24 protein-coding genes are annotated in these 25,780 nt (G+C 33.4%); 17 read left to right on the top strand and 7 right to left on the bottom strand.

All coding sequences use genetic code 11. From position 1 onward, the window contains the following. Positions 1–940: 940 nt before the first annotated feature. Both ACU68Y_RS02215 and ACU68Y_RS02210 read right to left on the bottom strand, forming a co-directional pair. Positions 941–1,585 (bottom strand): DUF3841 domain-containing protein, encoded by a 645-nt coding sequence (locus ACU68Y_RS02215; protein ID WP_446755423.1) that lies wholly within the window; start codon positions 1,583–1,585, stop codon positions 941–943. Further along, positions 1,582–2,241 carry a YoaK family protein gene (locus ACU68Y_RS02210; protein WP_002837584.1) on the bottom strand — a complete coding sequence of 220 codons (660 nt, stop codon included), beginning with the start codon at positions 2,239–2,241 and terminating at the stop codon, positions 1,582–1,584. Before ACU68Y_RS02210 ends, ACU68Y_RS02215 begins: the two co-directional genes overlap by 4 nt. Before the next feature lie 118 nt (positions 2,242–2,359). Here ACU68Y_RS02210 and ACU68Y_RS02205 point away from each other — a divergent pair, with 118 nt between their 5' ends. From ACU68Y_RS02205 to ACU68Y_RS02195, 3 genes are all read left to right on the top strand, one after another. Continuing rightward, positions 2,360–3,448, top strand: coding sequence for a sulfurtransferase (locus ACU68Y_RS02205; protein WP_446755422.1), 1,089 nt, complete (start codon positions 2,360–2,362; stop codon positions 3,446–3,448). Beyond that, positions 3,448–3,837 carry a hypothetical protein gene (locus tag ACU68Y_RS02200; RefSeq protein ID WP_446755421.1) on the top strand — a complete coding sequence of 130 codons (390 nt, stop codon included), beginning with the start codon at positions 3,448–3,450 and terminating at the stop codon, positions 3,835–3,837. Before ACU68Y_RS02205 ends, ACU68Y_RS02200 begins: the two co-directional genes overlap by 1 nt. A 176-nt stretch (positions 3,838–4,013) precedes the next feature. Then, positions 4,014–4,412: a type II toxin-antitoxin system HicB family antitoxin gene (locus ACU68Y_RS02195; protein WP_002839861.1), complete on the top strand. Its 399-nt coding sequence runs from the start codon at positions 4,014–4,016 to the stop codon at positions 4,410–4,412. A 73-nt stretch (positions 4,413–4,485) separates the two neighbouring features. Here the strand turns inward: ACU68Y_RS02195 and ACU68Y_RS02190 are convergent, their stop codons facing one another. Both ACU68Y_RS02190 and ACU68Y_RS02185 read right to left on the bottom strand, forming a co-directional pair. Next, positions 4,486–4,920 carry a DUF3139 domain-containing protein gene (locus ACU68Y_RS02190; RefSeq protein ID WP_094203105.1) on the bottom strand — a complete coding sequence of 145 codons (435 nt, stop codon included), beginning with the start codon at positions 4,918–4,920 and terminating at the stop codon, positions 4,486–4,488. Between the two features lie 9 nt (positions 4,921–4,929). Further along, positions 4,930–5,328: a DUF3139 domain-containing protein gene (locus ACU68Y_RS02185; protein ID WP_446755420.1), complete on the bottom strand. Its 399-nt coding sequence runs from the start codon at positions 5,326–5,328 to the stop codon at positions 4,930–4,932. 107 nt (positions 5,329–5,435) lie between these two features. On the opposite strand from ACU68Y_RS02185, the gene ACU68Y_RS02180 reads away from it, so the two are divergent. From ACU68Y_RS02180 to ACU68Y_RS02150, 7 genes are all read left to right on the top strand, one after another. Further along, complete coding sequence (locus ACU68Y_RS02180; protein ID WP_446755419.1) at positions 5,436–5,621, top strand: DUF1659 domain-containing protein; 186 nt, start codon at positions 5,436–5,438, stop codon at positions 5,619–5,621. A gap of 11 nt (positions 5,622–5,632) precedes the next feature. Beyond that, positions 5,633–5,851, top strand: coding sequence for a DUF2922 domain-containing protein (locus tag ACU68Y_RS02175; protein ID WP_002840949.1), 219 nt, complete (start codon positions 5,633–5,635; stop codon positions 5,849–5,851). 9 nt (positions 5,852–5,860) lie between these two features. Then, positions 5,861–6,007 carry a YvrJ family protein gene (locus ACU68Y_RS02170; RefSeq protein WP_002837622.1) on the top strand — a complete coding sequence of 49 codons (147 nt, stop codon included), beginning with the start codon at positions 5,861–5,863 and terminating at the stop codon, positions 6,005–6,007. Between the two features lie 182 nt (positions 6,008–6,189). Then, complete coding sequence (locus ACU68Y_RS02165) at positions 6,190–7,134, top strand: metal ABC transporter solute-binding protein, Zn/Mn family (protein WP_446755418.1); 945 nt, start codon at positions 6,190–6,192, stop codon at positions 7,132–7,134. Beyond that, on the top strand, positions 7,127–7,789 hold the full coding sequence (locus ACU68Y_RS02160) for a metal ABC transporter ATP-binding protein (protein ID WP_446765319.1): 663 nt from the start codon (positions 7,127–7,129) through the stop codon (positions 7,787–7,789). Before ACU68Y_RS02165 ends, ACU68Y_RS02160 begins: the two co-directional genes overlap by 8 nt. A 7-nt stretch (positions 7,790–7,796) precedes the next feature. Further along, complete coding sequence (locus ACU68Y_RS02155) at positions 7,797–8,588, top strand: metal ABC transporter permease (RefSeq protein ID WP_002839883.1); 792 nt, start codon at positions 7,797–7,799, stop codon at positions 8,586–8,588. An 8-nt stretch (positions 8,589–8,596) separates the two neighbouring features. After that, a complete protein-coding gene (locus ACU68Y_RS02150; protein WP_446755416.1) occupies positions 8,597–10,927 on the top strand; it encodes a hypothetical protein in 2,331 nt (776 codons plus the stop codon). Positions 10,928–11,086: 159 nt separating this feature from the next. On the opposite strand, the gene ACU68Y_RS02145 is transcribed toward ACU68Y_RS02150, so the two are convergent. After that, on the bottom strand, positions 11,087–11,623 hold the full coding sequence (locus ACU68Y_RS02145; RefSeq protein ID WP_002839880.1) for a rhodanese-like domain-containing protein: 537 nt from the start codon (positions 11,621–11,623) through the stop codon (positions 11,087–11,089). Between the two features lie 376 nt (positions 11,624–11,999). Here ACU68Y_RS02145 and ACU68Y_RS02140 point away from each other — a divergent pair, with 376 nt between their 5' ends. The 6 genes from ACU68Y_RS02140 to ACU68Y_RS02115 all read left to right on the top strand — a co-directional run bounded on the left by ACU68Y_RS02140 (position 12,000) and on the right by ACU68Y_RS02115 (position 18,934). Beyond that, entirely contained in the window at positions 12,000–13,637 is a 1,638-nt protein-coding gene (locus ACU68Y_RS02140; RefSeq protein ID WP_446755415.1) for a sulfurtransferase, read from the top strand. Continuing rightward, positions 13,618–13,989, top strand: coding sequence for a hypothetical protein (locus tag ACU68Y_RS02135; RefSeq protein ID WP_446755414.1), 372 nt, complete (start codon positions 13,618–13,620; stop codon positions 13,987–13,989). Before ACU68Y_RS02140 ends, ACU68Y_RS02135 begins: the two co-directional genes overlap by 20 nt. 17 nt (positions 13,990–14,006) lie before the next feature. Further along, entirely contained in the window at positions 14,007–15,323 is a 1,317-nt protein-coding gene (locus ACU68Y_RS02130) for an MFS transporter (RefSeq protein WP_446755413.1), read from the top strand. Positions 15,324–15,457: 134 nt separating this feature from the next. Continuing rightward, positions 15,458–17,047: a potassium/proton antiporter gene (locus ACU68Y_RS02125; RefSeq protein ID WP_446755412.1), complete on the top strand. Its 1,590-nt coding sequence runs from the start codon at positions 15,458–15,460 to the stop codon at positions 17,045–17,047. A gap of 68 nt (positions 17,048–17,115) precedes the next feature. Beyond that, positions 17,116–18,297: a cation diffusion facilitator family transporter gene (locus ACU68Y_RS02120; RefSeq protein ID WP_446755411.1), complete on the top strand. Its 1,182-nt coding sequence runs from the start codon at positions 17,116–17,118 to the stop codon at positions 18,295–18,297. 1 nt (position 18,298) lies between these two features. After that, a complete protein-coding gene (locus ACU68Y_RS02115) occupies positions 18,299–18,934 on the top strand; it encodes a phosphatase PAP2 family protein (protein ID WP_446755410.1) in 636 nt (211 codons plus the stop codon). A gap of 32 nt (positions 18,935–18,966) precedes the next feature. Here the strand turns inward: ACU68Y_RS02115 and ACU68Y_RS02110 are convergent, their stop codons facing one another. Further along, on the bottom strand, positions 18,967–19,467 hold the full coding sequence (locus tag ACU68Y_RS02110; RefSeq protein ID WP_316448855.1) for an ECF transporter S component: 501 nt from the start codon (positions 19,465–19,467) through the stop codon (positions 18,967–18,969). Between the two features lie 398 nt (positions 19,468–19,865). Between ACU68Y_RS02110 and ACU68Y_RS02105 the strand changes: the two genes are divergently transcribed. Then, positions 19,866–25,400, top strand: a complete 5,535-nt coding sequence (locus ACU68Y_RS02105; protein WP_446755408.1) for a cell wall-binding repeat-containing protein — start codon at positions 19,866–19,868, stop codon at positions 25,398–25,400. Between the two features lie 60 nt (positions 25,401–25,460). On the opposite strand, the gene ACU68Y_RS02100 is transcribed toward ACU68Y_RS02105, so the two are convergent. Then, a partial coding sequence (locus tag ACU68Y_RS02100) for an IS3 family transposase (protein WP_002841965.1) occupies positions 25,461–25,780 on the bottom strand: 320 nt, incomplete at its 5' end.

Genomic DNA, 25,780 nt, shown 5'->3' with positions numbered 1-25,780 from the left:
AGAAAACCAAAATTACAGGTAATAATCTACCTTGTATTTTTTTAGAGTCAAGTTGGTCGAATTTTTTTCATAAAAATCTGTAAGTAATTTTGGTAATCTACTTTTTGTAAATTATCAACATACTTGATTTTGAAATGAGGGATTTTGTGTAGAAAAGTTTGTTGTTTGAATTTGCTTTGCTAACATAGATAAGTTTTACGCAGTTAAGCATATTGCACGAATATCTAGACTACGAAAATTTGTTATTTCTAAATCTCGAAACCCTAAAATTTGAAGCTCACTACGTTCGGCGGTCAAATTTTAGCCGGGTTTCTTCGATTTGAAACAACTTGAATTTTCTCCGTATGATATTCTTAGCAATAAGGCTTAACTGCTTTTTTTGATGCTTATTAAAATACTTTATAGGGAAGAACAAAGATGAGTAGAAAACCAAAATTACAGGTAATAATTTACGAGAATTTTTTCGGCGAAATTTGTCGGATTTTTCCAAGGAAAATCTGTAAGTAATTTTGGTAATCTACTTTTTGGAATTTATCTACAGATGTAGTTTCAGTGTGTAAAACAAAAAATCATCAAGCACGAATATCTAGACTACAAAAATAAATAAATCCTAAGCTTATAAGCCTAAAATCGCAAACTCGCTATCGCTCAAACAGTGCGATTTTTGACGGCTTATTTCACTTGGATTTATACTTATTTTCTCCGTATGATATTCTTAGCTTTGGATGATTTTTTTAGTTGCTTAACTTAGATTATTTTTATTAAAAATCATCAAGCACGAATATCTAGACTACAAAAATAAATAAATCCTAAGCTTATAAGCCTAAAATCGAGAGCCTCGCTGACGCTCAAACAGTGCGATTTTTTAACGGCTTATTTCACTTGGATTTATACTTATTTTCTCCGTATGATATTCTTAGCTTTGGATGATTTTTTCATTTTACAAATAGTCTATTAAATTTTCTTCTGATATGTCTATTGGGTCGTCATGGTAGAATACTTTGATGATCATGTCTTCTGTGATTTCCCAGATGTTTCCTTGGACTTGGAAGATGTTCCAATTATCTATGTCGAATATTTTTTTGTAGCTTTCATATATTTTTTTGTATTCTTCAGGATACAAATATCTATAATCTTCGGAGCCTATTATAAATGGGTTGGGCATTCTATGGTCTTTTAAATATTTGTAGTATTGTTTCAAATCGTCTTCATCTGTTGGGACGTAGTGGTTGTTGAGTACGTAGTCCCATTTTGATCCGTCAAGATAGACTATCTTTTCTGCAGGAACTTTTAAACAATATGCTACGGAGTTTTCGTCTGGTCTCATGCAGTTTCTGTTACTGACTGAACACCAAATCGGTAGTTTTACATCGTCTGGTTTGGGGACGATTGTTTCTGCTTGTTTGACGAAATACGTGTATTTTTCTCTGAAAAATTCGTAGATGTCTCCTAAATGTTCACTTGCATATTCCATTTTGTTGATGAATCTTTTTTCTTTTTTTAATACGTCTAGTGATCTTTTATCTTGCATTGTGTAGAGCATTACATATCCATTTGTTTCATTTGGATTTTTCATTTGTTTCATTTTTTGCTCCTTTCTGTTTCGTGCATTATGATGAATGCAATGAGTATGACTACAGGAAGTATGAAGATTGATTTGGTCGAGAAAACAAACGATGTGAGTGTTCCGATTGTACATCCCATTATGAAAATCAAGATTGCAGCATATGTTGTAAATGATGCTTTGAGAAGATTTTTATCTTTTGTGTAGAAGTAGTCGATGAGTCTGTCGGTTGCTTTTTTCAAATTTCCTGTACACATTGTTGTCATCAAATCAACTCCATTGAATCTTCTAAACGCTTCAATTTGCATTGCGCAGACGAATGATATTAAAAGGCATGCTAATTTGTTCAAATTTTCCGGTACAAATCCAACTAATGCTAGGATTATTCCTTCGAACACTATGATTACTTGTCTCCAATGTACGATTTTCATGTATTTGTATTTTTTCTCAAAAATTCTAACCAGAGTTGTTCCCAATATGAATGCGATAATCGGCATGATATAGCGGGCTATTTTGTCCAAATTTCCGTAGCAAATATTTATCGAGAGTAACACGAGATTTCCTGTTTGTGCGAATGCAAACACTCCTCCACGAGTAATGTAGCTGTAGCTATCCAAGAATCCTCCGATTAGTGTTAGTATGAACATTATTTCTATACTTTCAGATTTTTGTGTCATTAAATCACCTGCTTATTTACTATATTATACCATTTTTTAATTTATAGAAAAAACCAATAAATAATTTTAAAATAATATGGTAAAATATATATGCGATAAATTAATTCAAGGAGGAATTATGAAAAAACTATACAAATTATTGCTATTAGTTGCAGTTGTGAGCATGGCTTTTACTGCATGTTCTAAAAAAGACGACAACAAAACAGATAACACTAAACAAGAACAAAAATCAGAAGAAAAAAAAGAAGAAAAGAAAGAAGAAGCTTCAAATAAAGAAGTTGATAGAAAAATTTTCGTTGATCCACAATATGTTAAGGATGTAATCGACGGAAAAAGCGATGTAAAAGATTACGTTGTTGTTGAAGCAACATGGGGAGAAGCTAAGGACAGCCCAGATTATTTAAAAGGTAACGGACACATCAAAGGTGCAATCCACGTTAACACAGATTCAGTAGAAGTTGGTCCATTGTGGAATTTGAGATCTCCTGAGGAAATCGAAAAAGCATTGTTATCACAAGGAATTACAAAAGACAAGACAGTTATAGTTTACGGACCAAATACTGGAGCAACAAGAGTTGCATTCACTTATATGTATGCAGGCGTTGAACACGTTAAGATTTTAAACGGTGGAATTAAAGCTTGGAAAGATAAAGGATTTGAAACAGAAACTACTGAAAACAAGCCAGTCGCAGCAACTGATTTTGGAACAAAAATCCCAGCTCATCCAGAATATTTGATTTCTTTGGATCAAGCAAAAGACAAACTTGCTAACGACAAGAACTTCCAATTAATTTCAATCAGAAGTGAAAAAGAATGGAAGGGAATTGAATCAGGATATTCTTACATTCCAAAAGCTGGTGAACCAAAAGGCGCATTGTGGGGAAAATCAGGAAAAGACAACTCCGACATGTCTTACTACACAAACCCAGATGGAACTTACAAATCATTCGATGAAGTTAAGAAAATGTGGGAAGAACAAGGAATATCTACAGACAAAGAAATGTCATTCTACTGTGGAACAGGTTGGAGAGCAACTTTGCCATGGTTTATAGCATTTGAAAACGGATTGAACCCAACAATCTTCGATGGTGGATGGAATGAATGGCAAATGCACAAGGAATTTCCAGTACAAGTTGGAGATCCAAAAGATAAGGATGTACAATTCACAACAGTTGACAAATTACCAAACGACAGAGCAACAAAATAATGAAAATATTTAGAAGAATATTATCTGTAATCCAAATCATTGCTTTATTTGCGATATTCATCGTGCATTATTTCACCAAACATAAAATGGGAATGCAAAGACACGTAATGTACAAAAACATGATGTTCGAGCAACAAGTAGACATGAATATTGTAATACCAGTTATAATAGCAGTGCTTATCTTAATGTTTGTGTATTTAACTTACAAAATCATCAAACACAAAACATCGAATCTAGAATATGTGCTGTTCGTAAATTTAGCAGTATTTGCAATATTAATGGCAACATTCGCCAAAAATATTTTCGAACTAGATTACAACGTAGCAATTATCCTATCAGCAGTCGTTGCGCTACTACAATTTATAAAAACAACAAGCTCATCTTATTAGATGAGCTTTTTTAGTTGGTAAAATAAACAAATTTAATCCACAATATTGACACGTGTTTTATACGTGTTAAAATTAAATTGCATAGGAGATTTTACAACAAAAACTTTAAAGAGCATATACAAACAGGCTGGTTGGTAAACCAGCCACTATCTCTCGAAATTTAGGAGTGTGATATTATGAAAAATGATATTTTGTATCCAGTTGTAATGAGCAAAGAAAAAGGAGGATATTTTGCTCAATGCTATGATTATGAAGAAATTTATGCCGAAGGAGATACAATCGAAGAAGCGTTGAAAAATATCAAAGAAGTTTTCGGATTAATTTTTTATGATTTTGAAGAAGATGAATACAAGAAAGCTTCTAATATAGAAGATATAATGAAAGAACTCAAAGAAGGAGAATTTGTTGTATATGTAAACGTGTGGTTACCTTACGAATTTTCGAAGGTAAAAGTTGTTAATACCAAAAAAACACTTACTATACCAAATCACTTGAACATGCTCGGACAATATAAAAATATTAATTTCTCCAAAATTCTGACTGAAGCACTAGAAAAAGAATTGAATGTGAAATAATACGACATCAAATTTACTACAATTTATAAAAACAACAAGCTCATCTTATTAGATGAGCTTTTTTAGTTGGCAACTATTTCCATGTATTTAAACATTTTTGATATTTAATATAATCAGCGAACGGCTTTCTTGCAAGGTAGTTGTGATTGTCGTACATGTTTTTTTCTTTTTTTAGTTTCATATCATAAGCAAAACAAAACATTTTGTTGTAGTTATTTTTCCTAGGATTCAAATAAACATTGGAGTACAAGAAATATCGGTACTCGTATTGTGTATTGGGATCATCTTTGAAATATATTGTAAAATATGTAGTATTCTTACTTGCATAATTATATTTTTCTATTGATTTGATGTTGGATCTGTCAGTTCCTTGTAAAGCGAGGACTTGGTCGAGTTTTTTGTTTGCGAAATAGCTTTGAATTGGATGATCAACAACCCACCACACAACATTGTAAATCACGAAAATACAGATCACAATTTTGATAAATTTGTATAATTTATTTTTCATATTCACCTCTTAATGCCATCCATCAGTGTATTTCATGTATTTTGCCTTTTTGAAATAGGTGTTTCCGATAGGACTTCCTGTAGCGTATTCGTAAATATCAACACTGATTTTGTTGGTATCTTCAAACAAATGCGTCAAATTAGACAATCTAAAATGAGTCAAATGATAACTGTAACGATATTCAACCAATGGATCATCCTTAAAAATCACATCAAAATCATAACCCTCAGTCTTATAATTATAGCTTGATGAAATCTTCAAAATATTATCTTTATTAGTTCCTTGCTGTTCCATAAAAGAATACAGCCTGTGTTTTCCACAAAAATATTGAACTGGGTGATTGTAAGTCCAGCCGACAATTAAGTAGACGACTACAATTGTAAGTAGAATTTTGAATAACCTTTTCATAAATTTCACAACCTTTCTTGTGTTAATTACATTATACCCAAATTTTTCAAATCAGAATAGTAAAATCACACCCCCAAATGTATGTATAAATGAAAGGGGGAGTGAAAATGAAAAAATTAAAAATCACTTCATTAAACAATGTAGATGGAAAAAACAAGAAAAGTTCCAAAACATTCAGCAATTTAGCATCAAATGTTACTGATGAAAAATTGAAAAACGCAGCAGATGCAATCAATTCATTGATTTCTGCATCTGAAAAACGCATATTTGTAGTAGAAGAAAAAGAACTTTAGGAGGTATTTAAATGCAAGAATATTTACAAATCAAGATAGGCAATGATTCAAATGAAACAATGACAATCAATTTAACAAACTATGATCGTGCAAAAACTGATGAACAAATCAAAAATGCAATGGATCAAATCTTACAAACAGAAGTATTCGCTGGTAAAACAGGAGCCTACAACAAGAAAATCTCAGCAGATATCATAACTGTAGACAAGAAACCAATGAATATACAATAGGATTAACAAATGGACGAATTTTTAAGTTTTGTCGGTAACGTCGGCTTTCCCATTTCAGTGACAGCATTTCTTCTAATCAGAGTTGAATCCAGATTAGAAGATATCAAAATCTCCATTGAAAAGCTCAACGCTATTCTCACAAACTTTAACAGATAACCTTAATTTCATATATCATTTCCTAAAATTAAACCAACGAAACGGTAAGTCTCATACGAGATTTACCGTTTTTTGTGTGCAATTGTGTGGAAATTAAAAAATTTAAAAAAATACTTGTGAATCATTATCAATTGGTGTATTATATTAGTTGTTGCAAATAATTTGCATTTAAGGAGGAGTTTATGATAAAAAAATTTAGAAAATTATTGGTGCTTTTGGCGCTAGTTTTGGTTTTTGTGACTGCTTGTAACAAACAAGATTCAAAAACTCAAGACACAAAACAAGAAGATACAACAAAAACCAGTGGAAAGAAGACTGTTTATGCGACATTTTTTCCTGTGGCAGATTTGACGAAGATGATTGTACAAGACAAGATGGATGTCAAGACTATTATCAAGACGAACGAAGAGCCGCATTCATTTGAGCTTACGACAGATAATATGAAGGATATTTTAAAGGGAGATTTGGTTGTCTACAATGGTGCTGGAATGGAGTCTTTTGTTGATGATTTGAAAAAATCTATGAATGATGATGGAAAGTTTTTGGATTTATCAAAGGGGCTAACTTTGTTGGATTCTTCAAGTGAGGGTTCTGATATGAAAGCTATCAATCCACACACTTGGCTTTCTGTGAAGAATGCTGAAAAAATGTTGAATACTATTTATGAGAAGGTGTCTTCGATTGATCCAGAAAACGAAAATTTCTATAAGAAAAATTTAGAAGATTCTACAGCCAAATTTGATTTGTTGGATAAAAAATTCGAGCAAGAACTTTCTAAGGTAAAGAGCAAGGAGAAGTATTTCGTGGTTTCTCACGCTGCATTTAATTATTTGGCAGATGATTATGGTTTGAAACAAGTTGCTGTGACTGGTATTTCTCCAGAGGATGAACCTACTGCAAAACAACTCAAAACTATAGCTGATTTTGTGAAGGATAAGCATATTTCTACAATATTTTTTGAAGGAAAGGCTACACCAAAAGTTGCAGAGACTTTGGCAAAAAACACCAACACGAAAACATCTACTTTGCACACTATGGAAAATCTAGATGAAAATCAAGTTGCCAAGGGATATTTGAAGCTTATGGAAGAAAATCTAAAATCACTTGTGGAAGCTTTTAATGAGTAGTGAGGTAATTTCTGTCCAAGATTTATCTTTTGCATACAACAAAAATCTGATTTTAGATAATGTGAATTTTTCCGTAAAAGAAGGAGATTTTGTCGCAATAGTTGGTGAGAATGGAGCTGGTAAGTCTACTTTGATGAATCTTATTTTGAACAATCTCAATAACTACGATGGAGAGATAAAACTTTTTGGTACAGATATAAAAGAGGATAATCATTTTAGAGATTTGGCGTATATTTCCCAAAATTCTGTATTATCGTATAGGAATTTTCCGACTACGATTGAGGAAGCTGTGAAGATTCATTTGTCTTTTTTGAAGAAAAAGACTGATGCAAGTATATATTTAAAACAAGTGGGACTTTTTGAACACAGGAAGAAAGCATTGGATGAATTGTCTGGCGGACAACTTCAAAGGCTTGGAATTGTCTTGGCACTTATAAAAGATGCGAAGATTATTTTCTTGGACGAGCCTACAAGTGGTATAGACAAGAAGTTTGCAGATGAATTTTTCCAAAACTTGTCAACTCTCAAAAATCAAAACAAAACTGTTGTTGTGATAACTCATCAGCTTGATTTGGCGAAAAAATACATTGATTATGCTATTAAAATTAAGGATAAAAAGTCAATGATAATAAATAATAACGAGATTAGTCTGTGAGGAGAATATGGATATATTTGAATACGAATTTATGCAACGAGCATTTATCGTTGGAGGGTTGATAGCAATAATACTTCCTTGTATGGGACAGATCGTTCTATTAAAAAGGCTATCGATGATTGGAGATACACTTTCTCATTCATCACTTGCAGGACTAACTATTGGACTTGCATTGGGATTCAATCCACTGTTGGCGGCAATCATTGCGTGTGTTTTTGCAGGGCTGTCTATTGAAGTTATCAGAAATAGGTTGAAATCATATCAGGAAATATCAACGGTTATAATACTTGCGGCATCCATTGGTCTTGCAGGAATATTTTCATCCATGGTGAAAAACACCAACAGCATCTCATCTTATTTGTTTGGATCAATTGTAACCATAAGTGATGAAGAATTTTATTTGGTAATAGCTGTGTCAGCTTTCGTTTTGATTTCTTATAGTCTATTGTATAAGAGCTTGTACTTAAGTATTTTCGATCAGAAAGCCGCTAGCATATTAGGCATTAATATAAAATTTATAAATTTTTGTGTGACATTTTTGTCGGCAATAGCTATATCAATTTCAGCGAAAACAATAGGTTCCCTCATAGTTTCATCACTACTTGTATTACCGAGTATTAGCGCTATGCAATACACCAAAACTTACAAGAACACGTTAATCGTTTCAATAATATTTTCGGTTATTTTCGTGTATTTGGGTCTTTTCATATCGTATGCATTAAACCTTAGACCGGGATCTGTAATTGTATTGTTATCAGTCGTTTGGTTGATAATTTCATTAATAATAAAGAGAAAATAGGAGTAAAAATGAAAAATAGTAATAAAAAAATAATATTGGCTGTGGTTTTATGCTCAACCATTTTAAGTTCATGTTCACTTTTTTCTAAACCAGAAAAAAAATCAGAGCAAATAAACGAGTCTACAAAAAAAGTTGAACAAACAACTGACCGCAACAAACAATCTACAATAAAAAAAGACAAGACGACAGAAGTGTTGATAGATTCTGAAATCAAAAAAGAAGATATCGCAAAAATCGTAAAACACGGAGACCATTGGCATGTGTTCACCAAAGACGGCAGGGAAAAAATCACATACAAAGACCCTAATAAATTACAAAACACATCCAACTTTGAAATGGTCAGCGTTGTTGGTAAAAATAGACTCAAAGGTCAAAATGTCGTTGCAATCAAAAAACACGGCGATCACTGGCATGTTTATTTACGAAATGGTGGAGAATATCTAACTTACGAAGACCCTTCAGCAATGTTTCCACACATAAAAGTAGGAACATATGTAGGAAGTCACGGTGATCACAGAAAACACAATAATAAAAGAATGGATGCTAGAACAATAGCACACGAAAAACAAAAAATAAAACAAACAATTGAAAAAAATGACGAAAGAGTTATCAAAATTTTAAAACACGGTGACCATTATCACATCTACACATCAAAAGGCAATGAATTCGTGTCATACACAGACCCAAGAAGTTTGTATCCAAACGCAGAGTATGGACAGTACGTTGGAACTCACGCCAACAGAAAACAAATGATTGAAAAAATCATCCGAGAAGATAGACAAAAACAAAAACAATCTTCTAAGAAAACTCTCGCCAAACAAAATTCAGACAAGCTAATAAAAGACGAAAAGCTTGTAAAAGTAGAAGACAACAAGAAAAAACACAATGTAGTCAAGATTCTAAAACACGGCGATCATTGGCACATCTACACAAAAGATGGCGAAGAATTCATAACTTATGAAGATCCATCTTCCAAATATCCAGATGTAGCAGTTGGAACATATGTAGGTAGCCATACACAACCACAACAACCAAGAAAAGACAACAAAGACAACACACCACAAGAAAATCCAGGCGAAAACCCAACAGACACACCACAAAATAACAAACCAGACAAAAAAGAAGAAAAACCAACAGAAAAAACAAGAGAACAAAAAATACAAGAACTAAAAATAACAAAAGTATTGGGAAAAGACGGAACAGTAAATGAAATTAACAGATTTGATATCGTAAAAATTTTAAAACACGAAGACCACTATCACATTTACGACTCCAACGGAAACGAAGCGATAACATACACCAACCCACAAGACCTTTATCCAAATGCTTATTTTGGAAACTACGAAGGAAGCCACAACAATTCACAAACAAACAATAATGAATTCAAATGGCCAGAAAATATCACAAAAATCGTAGACCACAAAGATCACTGGCATTTGTACAGAGGAGATGAAGAAGTTGCAGTAGTTAGAGTAAATCCGAAAGATCACTATCCAAATGCAGAATATATCAAAGATTACATCGATGTGGGAAATGTAGAAGTAGAAGACAAAGATGTATTCAATTATGACGACATAAAAGCTAACAAAGTCGAAGGAATCGAAGCAGTATTAAACGACAATCTACGAAACATGACAGGATATGGAAAATTGACTGATGGAATCGCAATCATGGGAACAGAAGACAAACAAGACAACGTATTTTACTGGCTACATGGAGACCACTACCATGCACTAAGCATAAAAGACTTGATAAAAATGGAAAAATCTGGAGCATTGAAAGGATTCACTGCAAAAGATGTAGTCGCAACATTGAAATACAAGTTCCAACACCCAGAAGAAGATTTGACATACAAATCAGACTTGCAAATAGAAGAAGTAATAGAATTCTTGAAATCTCACTATAAAATAAACGACACTTCAAGAATCTTCCAAATAGGACAAGAAAAAGTCAGCATATACACTAAAGACACAACAAATAACTTCCACATAAGCGAATTTGAAAAGAAAAACGGACAAATAATCTTCAAAGGACAACTTCCTCAAATACCAAGTGACGAAGAACTTGAAAAACAAGAATCAGAAGAAGAAACAGTTGAAGAAACAGAAGAAGAAATTGGTGAAAAAGAAACAGCTGAATCAACAAACAAAAAACCTGTAGAAGATAAAAAACCAGAAGAAAAAGCAGAGGATAAACAACAAGAAGAAAAACAACAAGAAGAAAAACAACAAGAAAATAAAGAAAACAAAGAAAACAAAAAACAAAATCCAGAAGAAAAACAAAATCTTCCTACAGAAAAACAACAAAACACAACTGAGAAAAACTCAGAAAACATCTAAAAAATCGGCTCACTAAGAGCCGATTTTCTTTTATAATTTATTACTAAACACAAATACCAATAAAAGTAAAATTTTTAATGCTTTTTTCAAAAAACATCCCCCTTTATATTTTTTGGCATAAAATTAGGCAATATATTAAATATTGCCCAATTAAATATCTTATTTTGCTGCAGAACCTTCGATTTTATATCCTGCATCCATCCAAGCAACAATTCCACCTGGATGACGATATACATTTGTAAATCCAGCTTCTTTTGCAAGAACTGCGCCGACATCACTTCTAGCACAGCCAACAAAACCACAATATACGACAACAGTTTTGTTCTTGTCTTCGCCCAAAGCTTTCAAGAAAGCTTCTTTTTGTTCTGGTTTTAATTCGTCTGCTTTCATAGGCAATTCAGCATTTACAGCGCCAGGAATTCTGTTTTTGTCAAAAGATTTGGCAGGCATAGTGTCAACTATAACCATGTCTTTCTTTTGTTCAACCCAAGAATTCAAGTCTTCTGTAGATACAAGTTCATATCCACCTTTGTTAACAGCATTTACAAGTTTCATACTTGCAGTTTCAATTTTTTGTTCGTTACCGTCTTTTGCAGTACCAGGACCTTTTGCAGCTCCTGGAGCCGCCTTTTGACAACCAGTTGCCAAAACTAAAATCATGGCAAACAATGTTAAAGCTTTAATGAATTTCTTCATTATGTAATCCCTCCTAAAATATTCTATATACTTATTATATCCCAAATGCATAAAATAATGTAGGTTTATTTATTGAAATTCTCTATAAATGAGAGTTTTTGAAATTTAATTTGTGCTTTTATTTTCATAAATAACAATAAATATCAAATAGAATTTATTTTAATAAATCTAAGCGTCACAAAAACAAACTTAACAACTATTTTTAACAATAAAAGCCATTAGTTTAAATAATAAAAATACACTAAATTGATATCTATAATTAATAGTGTACAAATTTGTAAAATTTGCAATAAATGATAGAATAATAATATTAGTTAAAAAATTAATAAATTTTTTTATTTGTTAATTTATAGAAAATATAACAAGGAGAGATTTAATGAAAAAGAAATTTTTCGCTATGATGTTAGCGATAGTTTTTGTATGTACTACTTTTAGTGCTTGCAACAACAAAACAGAAGAAAAAAAGTCTGCTACTAAGACTGAAGAACAAGCAAAACCTGCTGAAAATGAAGAATCAAAGGAAAAAGAAGAAAAAGTTTCAAAAGTTTACAAAAACACTGCTAAAATGAGTGATTTTGATCAAGCTAATGAAAAAGATGCTCTTAAAGTTATAAAGGGAGAAGATACTTCAACTTTATTGATTGATGCTAGAACTCAAGAAAGTTTTTCTGGTTGGAAATTAGAAGGTGCAAAAAATGGAGGACATTTGAAAAATGCATTATCATTTTCATCACGCTGGTTAGATTGTGAATATTCAGAAAAAGCTCCAAGAGATGCTTATTTGGACAGAGCAGCTAAGGATCAAGGGATTGAAAAAGATAAGAATATAATAATTTATGACTATCAAGGAAAACAATCAGCTTTTGTTGCAGATTATCTAAAAAACAAAGGATTTAATAATATAAAAGTACTTAAGGCTGATAAGTTAATAGATGATGCTAATAATGTTGAATCTAACAAAAATTTTGATATGTTTATTCCATCAGAAATTGTAAAAAATATTTCAGATTATAAGACAGGAAAAACTAAGGAATTATCAGAAGATGCTAAAAGTATTGTAGGAGACAGTATTGATAAGGTTGTTCTTGTTGATGTTGGTTGGGGTAATGCAAAAGCTTCATCGTATTTCTCACAAGGTCATGTTCCTGGAGCTGTTCATATTAACACAGATTCTTATGAAAGACCTCGTGTATATGTTCCAGAAAAAAGGTCTGATTATGCTAAAGAATGGAGATTAATTTCATTGGAACAATTTAGAGACGAATTGTGTCCTCAATATGGAATTAACAAAGATTCTATTGTAATAGTATCTGGTACTCAAAACTCCCCTCAAGCTCGTATTGGTTTTATGTTGAGATCATTAGGAGTTAAGGTTTACGCAATGAGTGGTAACTTAACAGCTTGGAAATATAATGGCTATGAATTAGATAAAGATGAAAATACTTTGGTTGTACCAAATTCAATAGATGATTTTGGAACAAAAGAAATAAAAAATCCAGATGAAATTTTATGGACGAATGATATCAAAGATATTTTAACTGGAAAGAAAGATGGTCAAGTAGCTGATAATAGAGGTAAAAAGGAATTTGAAGGAACTTATACAGGATATAACTACCATGATTTAGCTGGTAAGATCGAAAATAGTATATGGTGTCCACAATATAGTGAAACTGAAGGAATGTATTTTGAAAATATAGACAACACTGCTAGAACTCAAAATGAACTTTTAAAACATATGAAAGATTATAACTTAGATACTTCGAAAACTGTTGCATTTTTCTGTGGTGATAGTTGGGGAGCTGCACGTATAGCTTACATCTGCCAATCCACAGGTATAGAAACTATCAAGCAATGGGGAAATGGATGGATTCCATGGTCTAATCTTGGCAATGAATTTATTGATCATACTGGTAAAAAAGTTCACTATGACAAGTACAGAGATACTGTAGTAGATGAAAAAGGAAACGATGTAAGAGACGGAGTTAATATTTTAGATGACAAAAAACAAAAATAGTAAAGTAATTGGAATAGTAATTGTTTCATTGGCTTTGATTATTGGAGGGTTCTGGGGAGTTACTAAAATGAGCCAGAACTCAAATCCTGGTCAAGAAAACAAAGTTACAGCAACAGAAAATAGTTCTGATAATAATATTGTTAGAAAAAACGCCGAAAATTTAATTGGTAAGACTGTAACACAAGATGATGTAAAATCCAAAGTTGGAAATTGGAAAGATTTTGAAATGAGTAATCAAGGATGTGAAAGAGGCGTTTATGCCGGAAGATTCTACTATGATAATTTCATTATCTTTTCAAAGACTTATGATAAAGGAGACACTTATCATATTGAATCTATTAATGAAAAATAGAATTAGGAGAATATTTTATGGATAAATTTATGCATAAAATGGGTATAACTGGTAAATTCAAGGAAAACTTTGGAAGAATCCTTATAATTGCGATTGCAGTATCAATCATAGGAGGATTGCCATTTTTTAGGTTTGATTATTACGATGTTTATTTAAAAACTTATAATTTAACTAATACACAGATGGGAATGTTTGGGACAATAATAGGTATTACTGGTATTTTTTCGTATTTGTTTGGTGGGCTTATAGCTGACGGACTTAAACTAAAGAAAATTATTGTAATATCATTAACGGCCACTGGAATTGGTGGACTACTACATTTATTGCCTATCGGTTTTAAAGGACTTGTTCTGATTTATTGTGTATGGGGGATATCCACTACTTTTGCTTTTTGGCCTGCTTGTGTAAAGGCAATTCGTATAATGTCAGATAATGACAGTGAAGGAAAGGCTTTTGGATTTTTCGAAGGATTTAAAAATATTTTTGCTGGTATAATTGCATTAATTGCTATATGGTTATTTAATATAGCGGCAGTGAGAATGGATAATAAACTGTTGGCCATGAGATATGTAATATTGTTTTATTCATTGGCAAACATCATCACAGCAATTTGTGCATATCATTTTATAAACGATGAGAATACTGTATTTCATTCAGCTAGATCAAATTTTAAAGGAATAGGCAAGTTGATTAAGAATCCTAGTATTTGGATTATTTGTATAATATCATTTTGCAATCACATTTATTGTATTTCTTTGTATTATTATATTCCTTATGCGACAAATATATTCCAAGCTACGGTGGTTTTTGGAGCTTTTTTGGGAGTATTACGAAAATTTGGATCAATTGGAGGAAATATTTTCGGAGGATATTTAACTGATAATATAGGAACTTATAAGGTAATGTTTATATCTTACTTTGTAGTATTACTATCTCAAATAGTATTATTATTGGTTCCTGTAAATCCATCCCTTTTATTTATAATTACATTTATTTTCACGGTTATAGTTGTATTTTTTAATATGAATATGGCTATGAGCTGGACTATGATGACAGAAGGAGGAATTCCTGTAGAATATTCTGGTACTGCGGCGGGACTAATATCGACAGCTGGAGCCGTTCCAGAAGTATTTATTTCTGTTATGGCAGGAAAATTAATAGATAATAATCCAGGAGCACAAGGTTATAGGTTATTCTTTTACTTTTTAACATTTGTAACATTCGTTGCTTTCGCGTTCGTGGTTATCTGGGGTAAATATTTAAAAAATAACAGGATAAAAGCTGCAAAGCTAGATGAAGAATCTAAAGATAAAATAAAAGTTTGTATTCACTAATAAGAAAGCATCTGCATGTAAAAATGTGGGTGCTTTTTTGATTCATCAAACTAAAATAAATATCGATTATGATATACTATAATTAATTTAACATTTTTTATTAATTCATTTATCAATTTCCCCAAGGAGGGTTTATGTATATTTTAATTGTTGCCATTGTGCTGTTATTGGCGCTTTTGGCTGTCAAATTTTCAGATAAATTCGGTATTCCATCGTTTTTATTGTTTATTCTACTAGGAATATCGTTTAATTTTTTCGGTAAAGATTTCAATAATTTCAAATTTGTTGACGAATTTTCGAGCGTTGCTCTGTTGTTTATCATGTTTTACGGTGGTTTCGGTACAAATTTGAAAATGGCAAAACCAGTGACAACACAAGGAGTCATCATGGCAAGTGCAGGTGTCGTGTTGACATCTGTCCTTACGGGAGTTTTTTGTTATTTCGTGCTTAAAATCAGTTTCGTGGAGTCTATGCTTTTGGGATCAGTTGTTGGTTCTACGGATTTTGCTTCGGTGAGTTCGATTTTACGAAGCAAGAATTTAAACCTCAAATATTCCACAGCATCCATGCTTGAAATCGAAAGTGGCTCCAACGACCCGACAGCTTACACAATGACTATGATTTTCTTGTCGATTTTGGTAGGCTCCAAGACTTCTGTGTTCAAACTAATTCTTCTTCAAGTTGGTATCGGGCTATTGATTGGATTTGTGATGGCAAAATTGACCGAAAAATTGATTTTCAAGATCGATTTTTCAGAAGATGGACTATTCACAGTTCTCATCATTTCCTGCGCACTTTTAACCTTTGCGATTAGCAAGAATTTGGGTGGAAATGCGTTTCTATCAGTGTATGTTTTGGGGATTATGATTGGGAATTTGGAATATTACAGGAAAAAAGAGGTCGTGTTCTTCTTCGATGGTTTCTCGGGAATAATGCAGATTGGCTTGTTCTTTTTATTGGGACTGTTGGCAAATCCGCAAAGTATCGTGAAGGCTACTCCTGTGGCTTTTTTGGTGATGGTTTTCATCACAATTATTGCGAGACCATTGGCAAGTATTTTGCTTTTGAAACCATTTGGCTACAAGAAAAATCAGCTCATCGTAATTTCTGCGGCGGGCTTCAGAGGAGCGGCTGCGATTGCGTTTGCGATTATGGTAATCAATAGTAACGCCAAATTATCCGTCGATTTGTTCCACATAATTTTCGTGATTTGTCTGTTGTCTTGTTTGATACAAGGTTCCCTTTTCCCGATTATTTGTAGAAAAACGGACATGATTGACCCTGACGATACGGTGCTTAAAACTTTCAACTACTACAGCTCGAAAAGCGATGTCGGATTTATTGAAACACAAATTAACGAGCATAGTGAGCTTGTTGGTAAGAAAGTTAAAGAGATTGGGCTTAATTTCGATATTATCGTTGCGAAAATTATCCGTAACAACAAACTTGTAATTCCGCGTGGAGACACTGTGATTTGTGCGAATGACACTGTTGTTATTGGAGGAAAATCGTATTTCGATCCGACAGGCTACGGTTTGGTTGAAATCACAATCAGCGACAAGAACAACTGGAATGGTAAGAAATTGAAGGATATCGACATGATTGATTCCGAACTTGTGGTGATGATTCAAGCAAAAAACGGCGAAATCATCGTTCCTACGGGAAGTGTCACGTTAAACGCAGGAGACAAGTTGATTATTCTGAAGGAAACTGTAAAATTTTAATAAATTTTGAAAATTATTGCTAAACTTTGATATAATAATATGATAATTATATTTTAAGGAAGGATTTTATGATAGATTATTTGATTCAAAAATTTGTGAGAAATTACGAAGACACGCAAAGCTTCGCTACTCGTAGATCTTACGGAAATTTAAGCAGCGCAGTGGGATTATTCATCAACCTATTCTTGTTTTCAACAAAACTAATAATAGGATTATTGACCAATTCCATCGCGATAATGGCCGATGCTATCAACAACTTGTCGGACTGTTTCAGCATCGTTCTTATGGTTCTAAGTTTCAGTATGAGTACGAAACCCGCAGACGAGAAACATCCGTACGGTCACTCGAGATTGGAGTACATCTTCTCGTCGTTGATTACGATTTTGGTCATCTACATCGGTATTAAACTTGTAGTTGCATCATTTAAAAAGATTATTCATCCGGAAGCCATCACATTCAACATTTATTCATTGGTAGTTCTAATAATAGCGATTGTGGCGAAGTTCTGGCTTAGCAAATTTTACCACAAAATTTCCAAGAAAATCGACTCCGATTTGTTGATGGCAACATCTGTCGATTCAAGAAGCGACTGTATTTCAACATCCATCGTACTTATCTCAGTTGTTGTGTTCAAATTAACTTCTCTTAATGTAGATGCCTACATCGGACTTTTAGGAGGACTTATCATCATCAAAAACGGATACGAAATGATAACAGACACTGTGGATAAACTTTTGGGAACAGGTGCATCTGCAAAATTCGAACGAGAAATCACTGATTTCATCACATCTTACGATGGAATTTACGGCGCACACGATTTGAGAGTTCACGATTATGGTCCAGGTCACATCTTTATAACTGCGGATGTCCAAGTTGACAGCTCCGAAGAATTCATCAAACTTCACTCATTGGTAGACCAAATCGAGAGAGATTTGATAGAAAAAAAGGGCGTGTATTCGACAATTCACATGGATCCGTTGGCAGTCAACAATCCGAAAGTTCAAAATTTACACGAAATTGTCGAAAAAATCATCAAAGATGTCAACGAAGATTGGATATTGAACGATTTTAGAATTTGTCCTAAAAAAGAAGGCGACGAGATGATATTCGACATCAGAGTAGACATCGATGAAAAAATGGACGACAAGAAAATTGTCGACATTGTGAAGGACAAAATCCTATCGCAAATCACAGACTACAAGCCAATCATAGCGATAGCAAGAGGATATCAAAGAAGAAACTTTTATTAAAATGAAAAACATTAAACGAATTTACGATCAAAACCCACTCAAATTCATAATCGCAGTCTATGCAGTGTATTTGGTGTGGTTTTTTTCAATGGAAAAACTACCCAACAGAAATTATCACATAGTATATTCGAAACTAGACGACTACATTCCCTTTTATAAACCAGCGATACTTATTTACTCGTCGTGGTTTTTGATGCTAGTGATACCATTTGTCAACCTATTAAAGAGAAAATCGTACGACGACCTCTACAACATAATCATCCCGATGTTTGCTGCGATGTTCATATCACTGATAATTTATGTGATATATCCGACGGCACTTGACATCAGAGTTACAGACATCACTGGAAATGATATTTGTTCGTGGATAATCAGAAAAATTCAACAGGTTGATGCCCCGAATAACGTGTGTCCGAGCATTCACGTATCGACAACCGTGATAATCTACAATCAATTCAGAAAAATATTGAAAGACAACAAGAAATCGAAGGTATTTTTCTTGTTGTGGAGTGTGGGAATTTGCATAAGCACCATGCTTGTCAAACAACACAGCATCATCGATGTGATATGCGGAGTTGTCCTCGCACACGTGATACTTTTTGCATTCAACAAAAAACAAAACACAGCTAATCACTAATCAGTGACAGGCTGTGTTTTGTTGGTTTGTATTTAATTTTTCAACATAGATTCAGTTATTTTCAAAAATCTCTTCCAAATAAGTGCGAATATCACGAAGTTTACAGCCGCTTGTACTGAGTTTGGAAGAATTGTAGCGATTGCTGTTTTATTTCCGTAAAGAATTACAGATGTGAAGTAATATCCAACAACCATCACCAATTCACAGATAACACCCGCAGTTAGAACTGTGGATATTTTTTGATTGTTGACTTTTTTCAAGAACAATCCCATTACAAGAGCCATCAAACCTTTGACAACGAATGTAAATGGTGCAAACGCTGCATAGCCGAGCAATAAATCCGCCAAGGCTGATCCAAACGCAGCGGCAATCATTCCGATAACTGGCCCAAAAGCGACAGTGGATAATAATATAATGAAATCTCCGAGATTAACGTAACCCATCGCAGGTGACACAGGAATTTTGACTATCATTGTGAAAAAAGTTGTAAGCGCTATAAAAATCGCTGTTGTAGTAATTTTTTTAGTGTTCATGTCGTCCTCCTATTTTTCTATTATAGAGTATTTGTGTTGTGGTTTATAGTAACAAAATTTGAAAAATTTATGGTAACAGATTTTACGCACCAATTTATGCAAAAAATAATTTTGGAAAATAATGTAACAAACCCGACTATTTTACTCATTATTATTCAGTTAAATAATATAAAAACAATGAGTAATAAAAATAATCAGTAATTTGTCTCGATAAAACAAGTTAATTTACGGATTATAAGATTTCAAATCATTATTTTAATGAAAACGATAGAAGTATATTTATTAATTTTGAAATTTATAAATAGTTTGACATTTTTTAGCTAGTTAAGTAAAATTATGGTATGAGCAAAAAAGGCAAATTTCTTGCTAATTTTGCATATAAGAAATAGGAGGGAAATATGAAACCATATTCCAAAAAGTTTTTAGCTGGTGTGTTATTGTTTTCATTGGCATTACCAAGTGCAACAACATTTGCAACTAACCAAACAGACAGTACTACATATGCTAAACTTCAAGAACAAGGCGTAAAAGCAGACCAAGAAGTCAAAGTAATCGTAGAAACAAGTGACAAGGCTGCTATCGAAAGAGAACCAAACGTAAAAAGTGCGAGATTCTCAAAAGCTGTAAAGGCATCTGAAGCAGAGGTAAAGAAAACTTCAGAAAAAATCGAAACTAAGTTGAAGAAAGAAAACGTTAAAGTTGACAAGGACGATGAATTTTCTGCAGTTATAACAGGCTTCTCAGCTAAAGTAAAAGCAAAAGACATCGACAAATTGAGAAAACAACCAGGAGTTAAAAAAGTCACAACACAAATGAAGGCTGAAAGACCAAAAGTAGGAGCATCTCCATCTTTGGCTTCAGCTCCTGGAATGATTAAGGCTAATACTTTGTGGGATCAATACGATTTCTCAGGACAAGGCATGTTAATTAGTATTATAGATACTGGTGTTGATCCAACTCACAAAGATATTCAATTAGAATCTAATGATTTTCAAAAATATAAGAGCAAAGAAGACGTTCAGAAAGTTATTGATGCAAACAAATTAAAAGGTAAATGGTTCAGCAACAAGATTCCTTATGGATACAACTATGCTGATGAATCTCAAGAAATCAGAGATTCTGGTATTGGTGGATATCACGGAATGCACGTAGCTGGTATAGTTGCTGCAAATGGTAATACAGAAACTGGAGGAGTAAGAGGAGTAGCACCAAATGCACAATTATTAGCGATGAAGGTGTTCAGCAACGATGCATTAGTATCTACAGTTTACGAAGAAGTATGGTTGAAGGCAATTGACGATTCTGTAAAACTTGGCGCAGACGTATTGAACATGAGTTTGGGAATGGGTTCAGGTTACAGTAGAGAAGGAATATCTCCTACAAATGAAGCATTCAATAAAGCAAAAGCTGCAGGAGTTGTATGCGCAGTTGCCATGGGTAACGATCGTGTTACAAACTGGGGTGGCGAAGGTAAGACAAACTTAGCTATCAACCCTGACTTTGGTACTACAGGACACCCTGCAGTTGCAGATCCATCATATTCTGTAGCATCAATGGAAAACGTAGAACTTAGAGGAAGAAATGTTGTAATTAAAGGACAAGAAGACACTCCAATCTCAACAGGTATTGCAGAAGGTGCAGACGAAAAGACAACAACAGGAGATTGTGAATACGTTCATGTTGGATTAGGAAATGAAGATGCAGATTACAAAGGTCAAGATGTAAAAGGTAAAATCGTTCTTGCACAAAGAGGATCTGCTTCATTTAACCATAAGGCTGAATTAGCAAAATCAAAACATGCAGCCGGTATAATAATCTACAATAATGGTGGCAGTAACTTATCATTTATGTCAGGAATGGAAAACAAGGATTTTCCTTCGGTATTTATTAGTAGTGAAGCTGGAGAACAATTAATAAAACTATTAGAAAAAAACCCAAAACAACAAATCAACATTACAGAAGTAAAATCTGTTAAAAATGACAAGGGTGGACAAATGAGTGAATTCTCATCTTGGGGAATCACACCAGATTTGAGATTGAAACCAGACATCGCAGGTGTTGGTGGACAAATCTACTCAACAATTAACGATGGCAAATATACAATGATGAGTGGTACATCAATGGCAACTCCACAAGTTGCAGGTGCAAGTGCATTAGTAATGCAAAGATTGTACAAAGATCATTTGTTGAATAGAACTGCTGATGGTAAACCAGACCCAATCCAAGAATACTTGACAGTATTGGTAATGATGAACACAGCTACACCAATAGAAGACACAGAAGTAAAAGGCGCTTCATTGTACACACCAAAACAACAAGGTGCAGGACTTGTAAACCTTGAAAATGTTGTTAAGACATTTGCAACTGTAACAGCTACAGGTGGAAAAGATACAAAAGAAGACGGTAAATTAGAATTAGGTGAAGTTGGAGAACAATTCAACGCAACTTTCAAATTGAAAAACTACTCTAAAAAAGAAGACATCACATTTACACCAAAATACATCTCATTAAAAGATGAAGTAAAAGATGGAAGATACACAGAACATTCATCACGTGTAAAAGAAGAAACATTACCACAAGTTACAGTAAAAGCTAACAGTGAAGTAACTTACACTGCAACAATATCTACAGAAGGAATTGACAAAAATCAATTCGCACAAGGATATGTAATGTTCGAATCAAAAACTAATCCTACACTTTCAGTGCCTTATACTGGATTTAAAGGAGATTGGTCACAACCACAATTCTTGGATAATATGCCTGATTTCAGCGATCAAGTAAACTACAAACCAATAGTATATCCAGATGGTGGAATAGACAAATCAGGATTTATGAGAAGACAAGAAAAAGGTGGATGGAATTACTGGAACGCTTGGAATGTAGAAGGCAAACCAACAGTATTCGTAAACTCAAACAAACAAGATGGAATGAATAAAGAAGTTGCACCAGTAATCACAATCATGAGAAACGCTCTTGATGTAAAATACGACATCTTAGATAAAGATGGCAATACATTGAGAAACTTATTCATCGACCCAATTCTTCTAAAAGTCAATGGATTGTACAAAGACAATGGCAAGTACAATTTCGAATACGTTCCTGGTGGAGCTGCTTGGGATTTCAAAGACTCAAAAGGAAATCCAGTTGAACAAGGACAATATATCTACCAAATCAAAGGTCACGTAGACTACAAGGATGCTAAGGATAAGGAACAAAAATATCAATACAATATAGTATTAGACAACGAAGCACCTAAATTAAGCTACAAATACGATAAAGATAACAGAGAAATAACTGTAACTGCAAAAGATAACTTGGCAGGAGTATTTAGCGTAGGATATGAAAATACTAAAACTGGTCAATGGTATGAACAACAAGTTGGAAAAGATGTTGGTATCGATAGAGATTACTCTTATACATTCAAAATAGCTGATGGATTTGACTTGGCTAACTTAAGCATTTACGCTTGGGATAACTCAAGAAATGTTGCTGGAGAAAAAGTAAACACAGGAGTGACTCCTAAAATCGAAGTCAAACCATTTGAATTGAAAGTAAATGATAAAATACCAGGATTAGATGAAATCAAACAACACATCGATAACTTACCAGAAGGTGCTGAAGTTATAATATTAGACAATATTAAATCTACTGACAAAGCTGGTAAATATGAAATTAAAGTAAAGGTAAAAATTGGCGACAAGGAAACTGAATACACAATTCCAGTCATAGTTAAACCAAAAGAAGAACCAAAAGAAGAAGAACCACAACCAGAACAACCACAACCAAAAGACACTACAGTTTACAACTTACCTGTAATCAAAGTAGAAAACCCTGGTTACTATGCTGCATTTGGTAAATACGAAAACAAAGAAAACCAAGACGCTTACAAGAAGATTCATGTACAAGGTAATGTTACTCATGTCGATAAATTAAGTGAATTAACATTGACTATTACAAAAGATGGTAAACCAGTTGATAATGTAGTTCATAAAATCGAAAGCAAAAAAGGAAAAGATGGCAATTTCTCATTTGATCACGAATTAGACATCTCTGGCTTAGAAGATGGACGTGTTTACGAATTACAAATCAAAGCTAAAGGATCAAATATTCACGGAGTTGATATAGAAGATACTATCATCAGAAGAATCAGAAAAGACTTCGTAGCTCCAACAGTTGAATACACTGTAGAACATAAAGATGAAAAAGCTCCAATGGCTAAGATCAAAGTAAAAGGTCATGAAAACATGACTTATTTGGAAATGTCTCTTGACGGAAATATGCTTTCAAGAGTTGACAAGACTTGGGATAAATTCGAAGATAAAAAAGGCGTTGATGGAGAATTCGAAATAGAAGTTCCATTGGAAGTTGGCGAAAACACATTCCAAATCAAAGCATACGACGATGCTGGAAACGAAACATTACAAGATGTTGTAATCAACAGAAAAGATCCTAATGCAAAAGATCCTGTTAATACAAAAGAATTGACAGAAAATATGCTAAAAGCAAATTCAATAGTATCAGTTCGAGAAAAATACGATGTAACTGATGAACAAATAGCTGAACTTAACAAATTAATTGAACAAGCAAAAACTGCTATTGATGAACAACAACCACAAGACAAGGTTGATGAAGTTAACAAGAAATTGACAGATGCTTTGGCTAAGATTAAAGAAAAAGAAGTTAAGAAAATTGATAAGAAACAACTTATCGGTCAAAAAGATGACGCACAAAACTTGTTGGACAAGAAAGAAGTTAAATTAACTGACGAACAACAAAAAGCATTACAAGATTTGATTAAAAAAGCTGAAGACTTAACTAAGAAAGAAGACGCAACTCAAGTAGAAGTTGACAAATTAGCTAAGGAAATCAAAGACGAAATAGCAAAGATTCAAAAAGCTGGAACAACAAAACCAGTAGAACCTGGCAAGGATAATCCAGGAACAACAAAACCAGTAGAACCTGGTAAGGATAATCCAGGAACACCAACACCAACACCAGCACCAACACCAACACCAGGTGTAACACCAACACCAAGTGTACCTGGAACAACAACACCAGAAACACCAGCTCAAACACCAAAAGCAACAACAAGAGTTGCAGGAGCTGACAGAATCAACACAGCAGTAGAAGTATCCAAGAAATACTACAACTCAGCTGAAACAGTAATCATAGCAAACTACGAAAAATTCGCAGACAGCTTGTCAGCATCAGCATTATCAAAAGCATTAAAAGCACCAATCTTGCTAGTTAAAAAAGATCAATTAGACTCAGTAGTAGCACAAGAAATCAAGAGATTAGGAGCAAAAAATGTAGTTGTAATAGGTGGAAACCATTCAGTAGATGAAGCTAAAAACAGCCTATCAAAATACAACGTACAAACAATAGCTGGATCTGACAGATACGAAACAAGCGCTAAGATTGCACAAGAAATAATCAAACGCACAGGAACAACACAAGCTGTCATCGCAAGCGGAGAAACATTCGCAGACGCATTGACAGTAGCACCACTAGCAAATAAAAACAACATGCCAATACTACTTGTACAACCAAACAACATACCAAAAGCAACACAAGAAGTATTGAAACAAATCAATAAAGCAATAATTGTAGGTGGAGAAAAGACAATCTCTAAGGAAGTAGCAAACAAACTACCAAACCCTACAAGAATTGCCGGAGCAAACCGTTACGAAACAGCAAAGAAAATCTACGAATACGGCTTCAAAGATAGAAAAGAAGTTAACATCGCAAACGGAACAAACTTTGCAGACAGCTTAGTAATAGGCTCCATTGATTGCCCAATATTATTAGCAGAATCAAACGAAGTACCTGAAAGCACAAAACAAGCTATCAAAGACTCAAAATTTGAAAAAGTTAATGTATTTGGTGGAGAAAACTCAATAGATGAATCAGTTGTAAAAGAATTGATTAAATAGAGTAGAAAAGTCGCACGATAATAACCTGAACCCGTAAACACGGAATAATTTAATAATCTTTTAAGCGGAATGTAATCTGTACATAACAGGGGACATTCCGTTTAATTTTGTTTTAATCCTATCTTCATTGTACCATTTAATATATTTTTCAATCTCATTTCTCAAATGATCATAACTTTTAAAATCTTCTCCATAAAACATTTCCTGTTTCAAGATGCCAAAGAAGTTCTCCATTGGAGAATTGTCTAGACAATTTCCTTTTCTTGACATACTTTGTTTAATATTCATTTTTTCTAGTTTTTTAGTCCAAGTACTATGTTGGTAATGAAATCCTTGGTCTGAGTGTATAATTAAATTTTTAGTGTCCTTATTTTCTTCTA

The organism is Finegoldia sp. P1-F-LS, assembly GCF_052932205.1.
The sequence above is the reverse complement of the archived record's forward strand: the minus strand, read 5'-3'. Positions and strand labels throughout refer to the sequence as shown.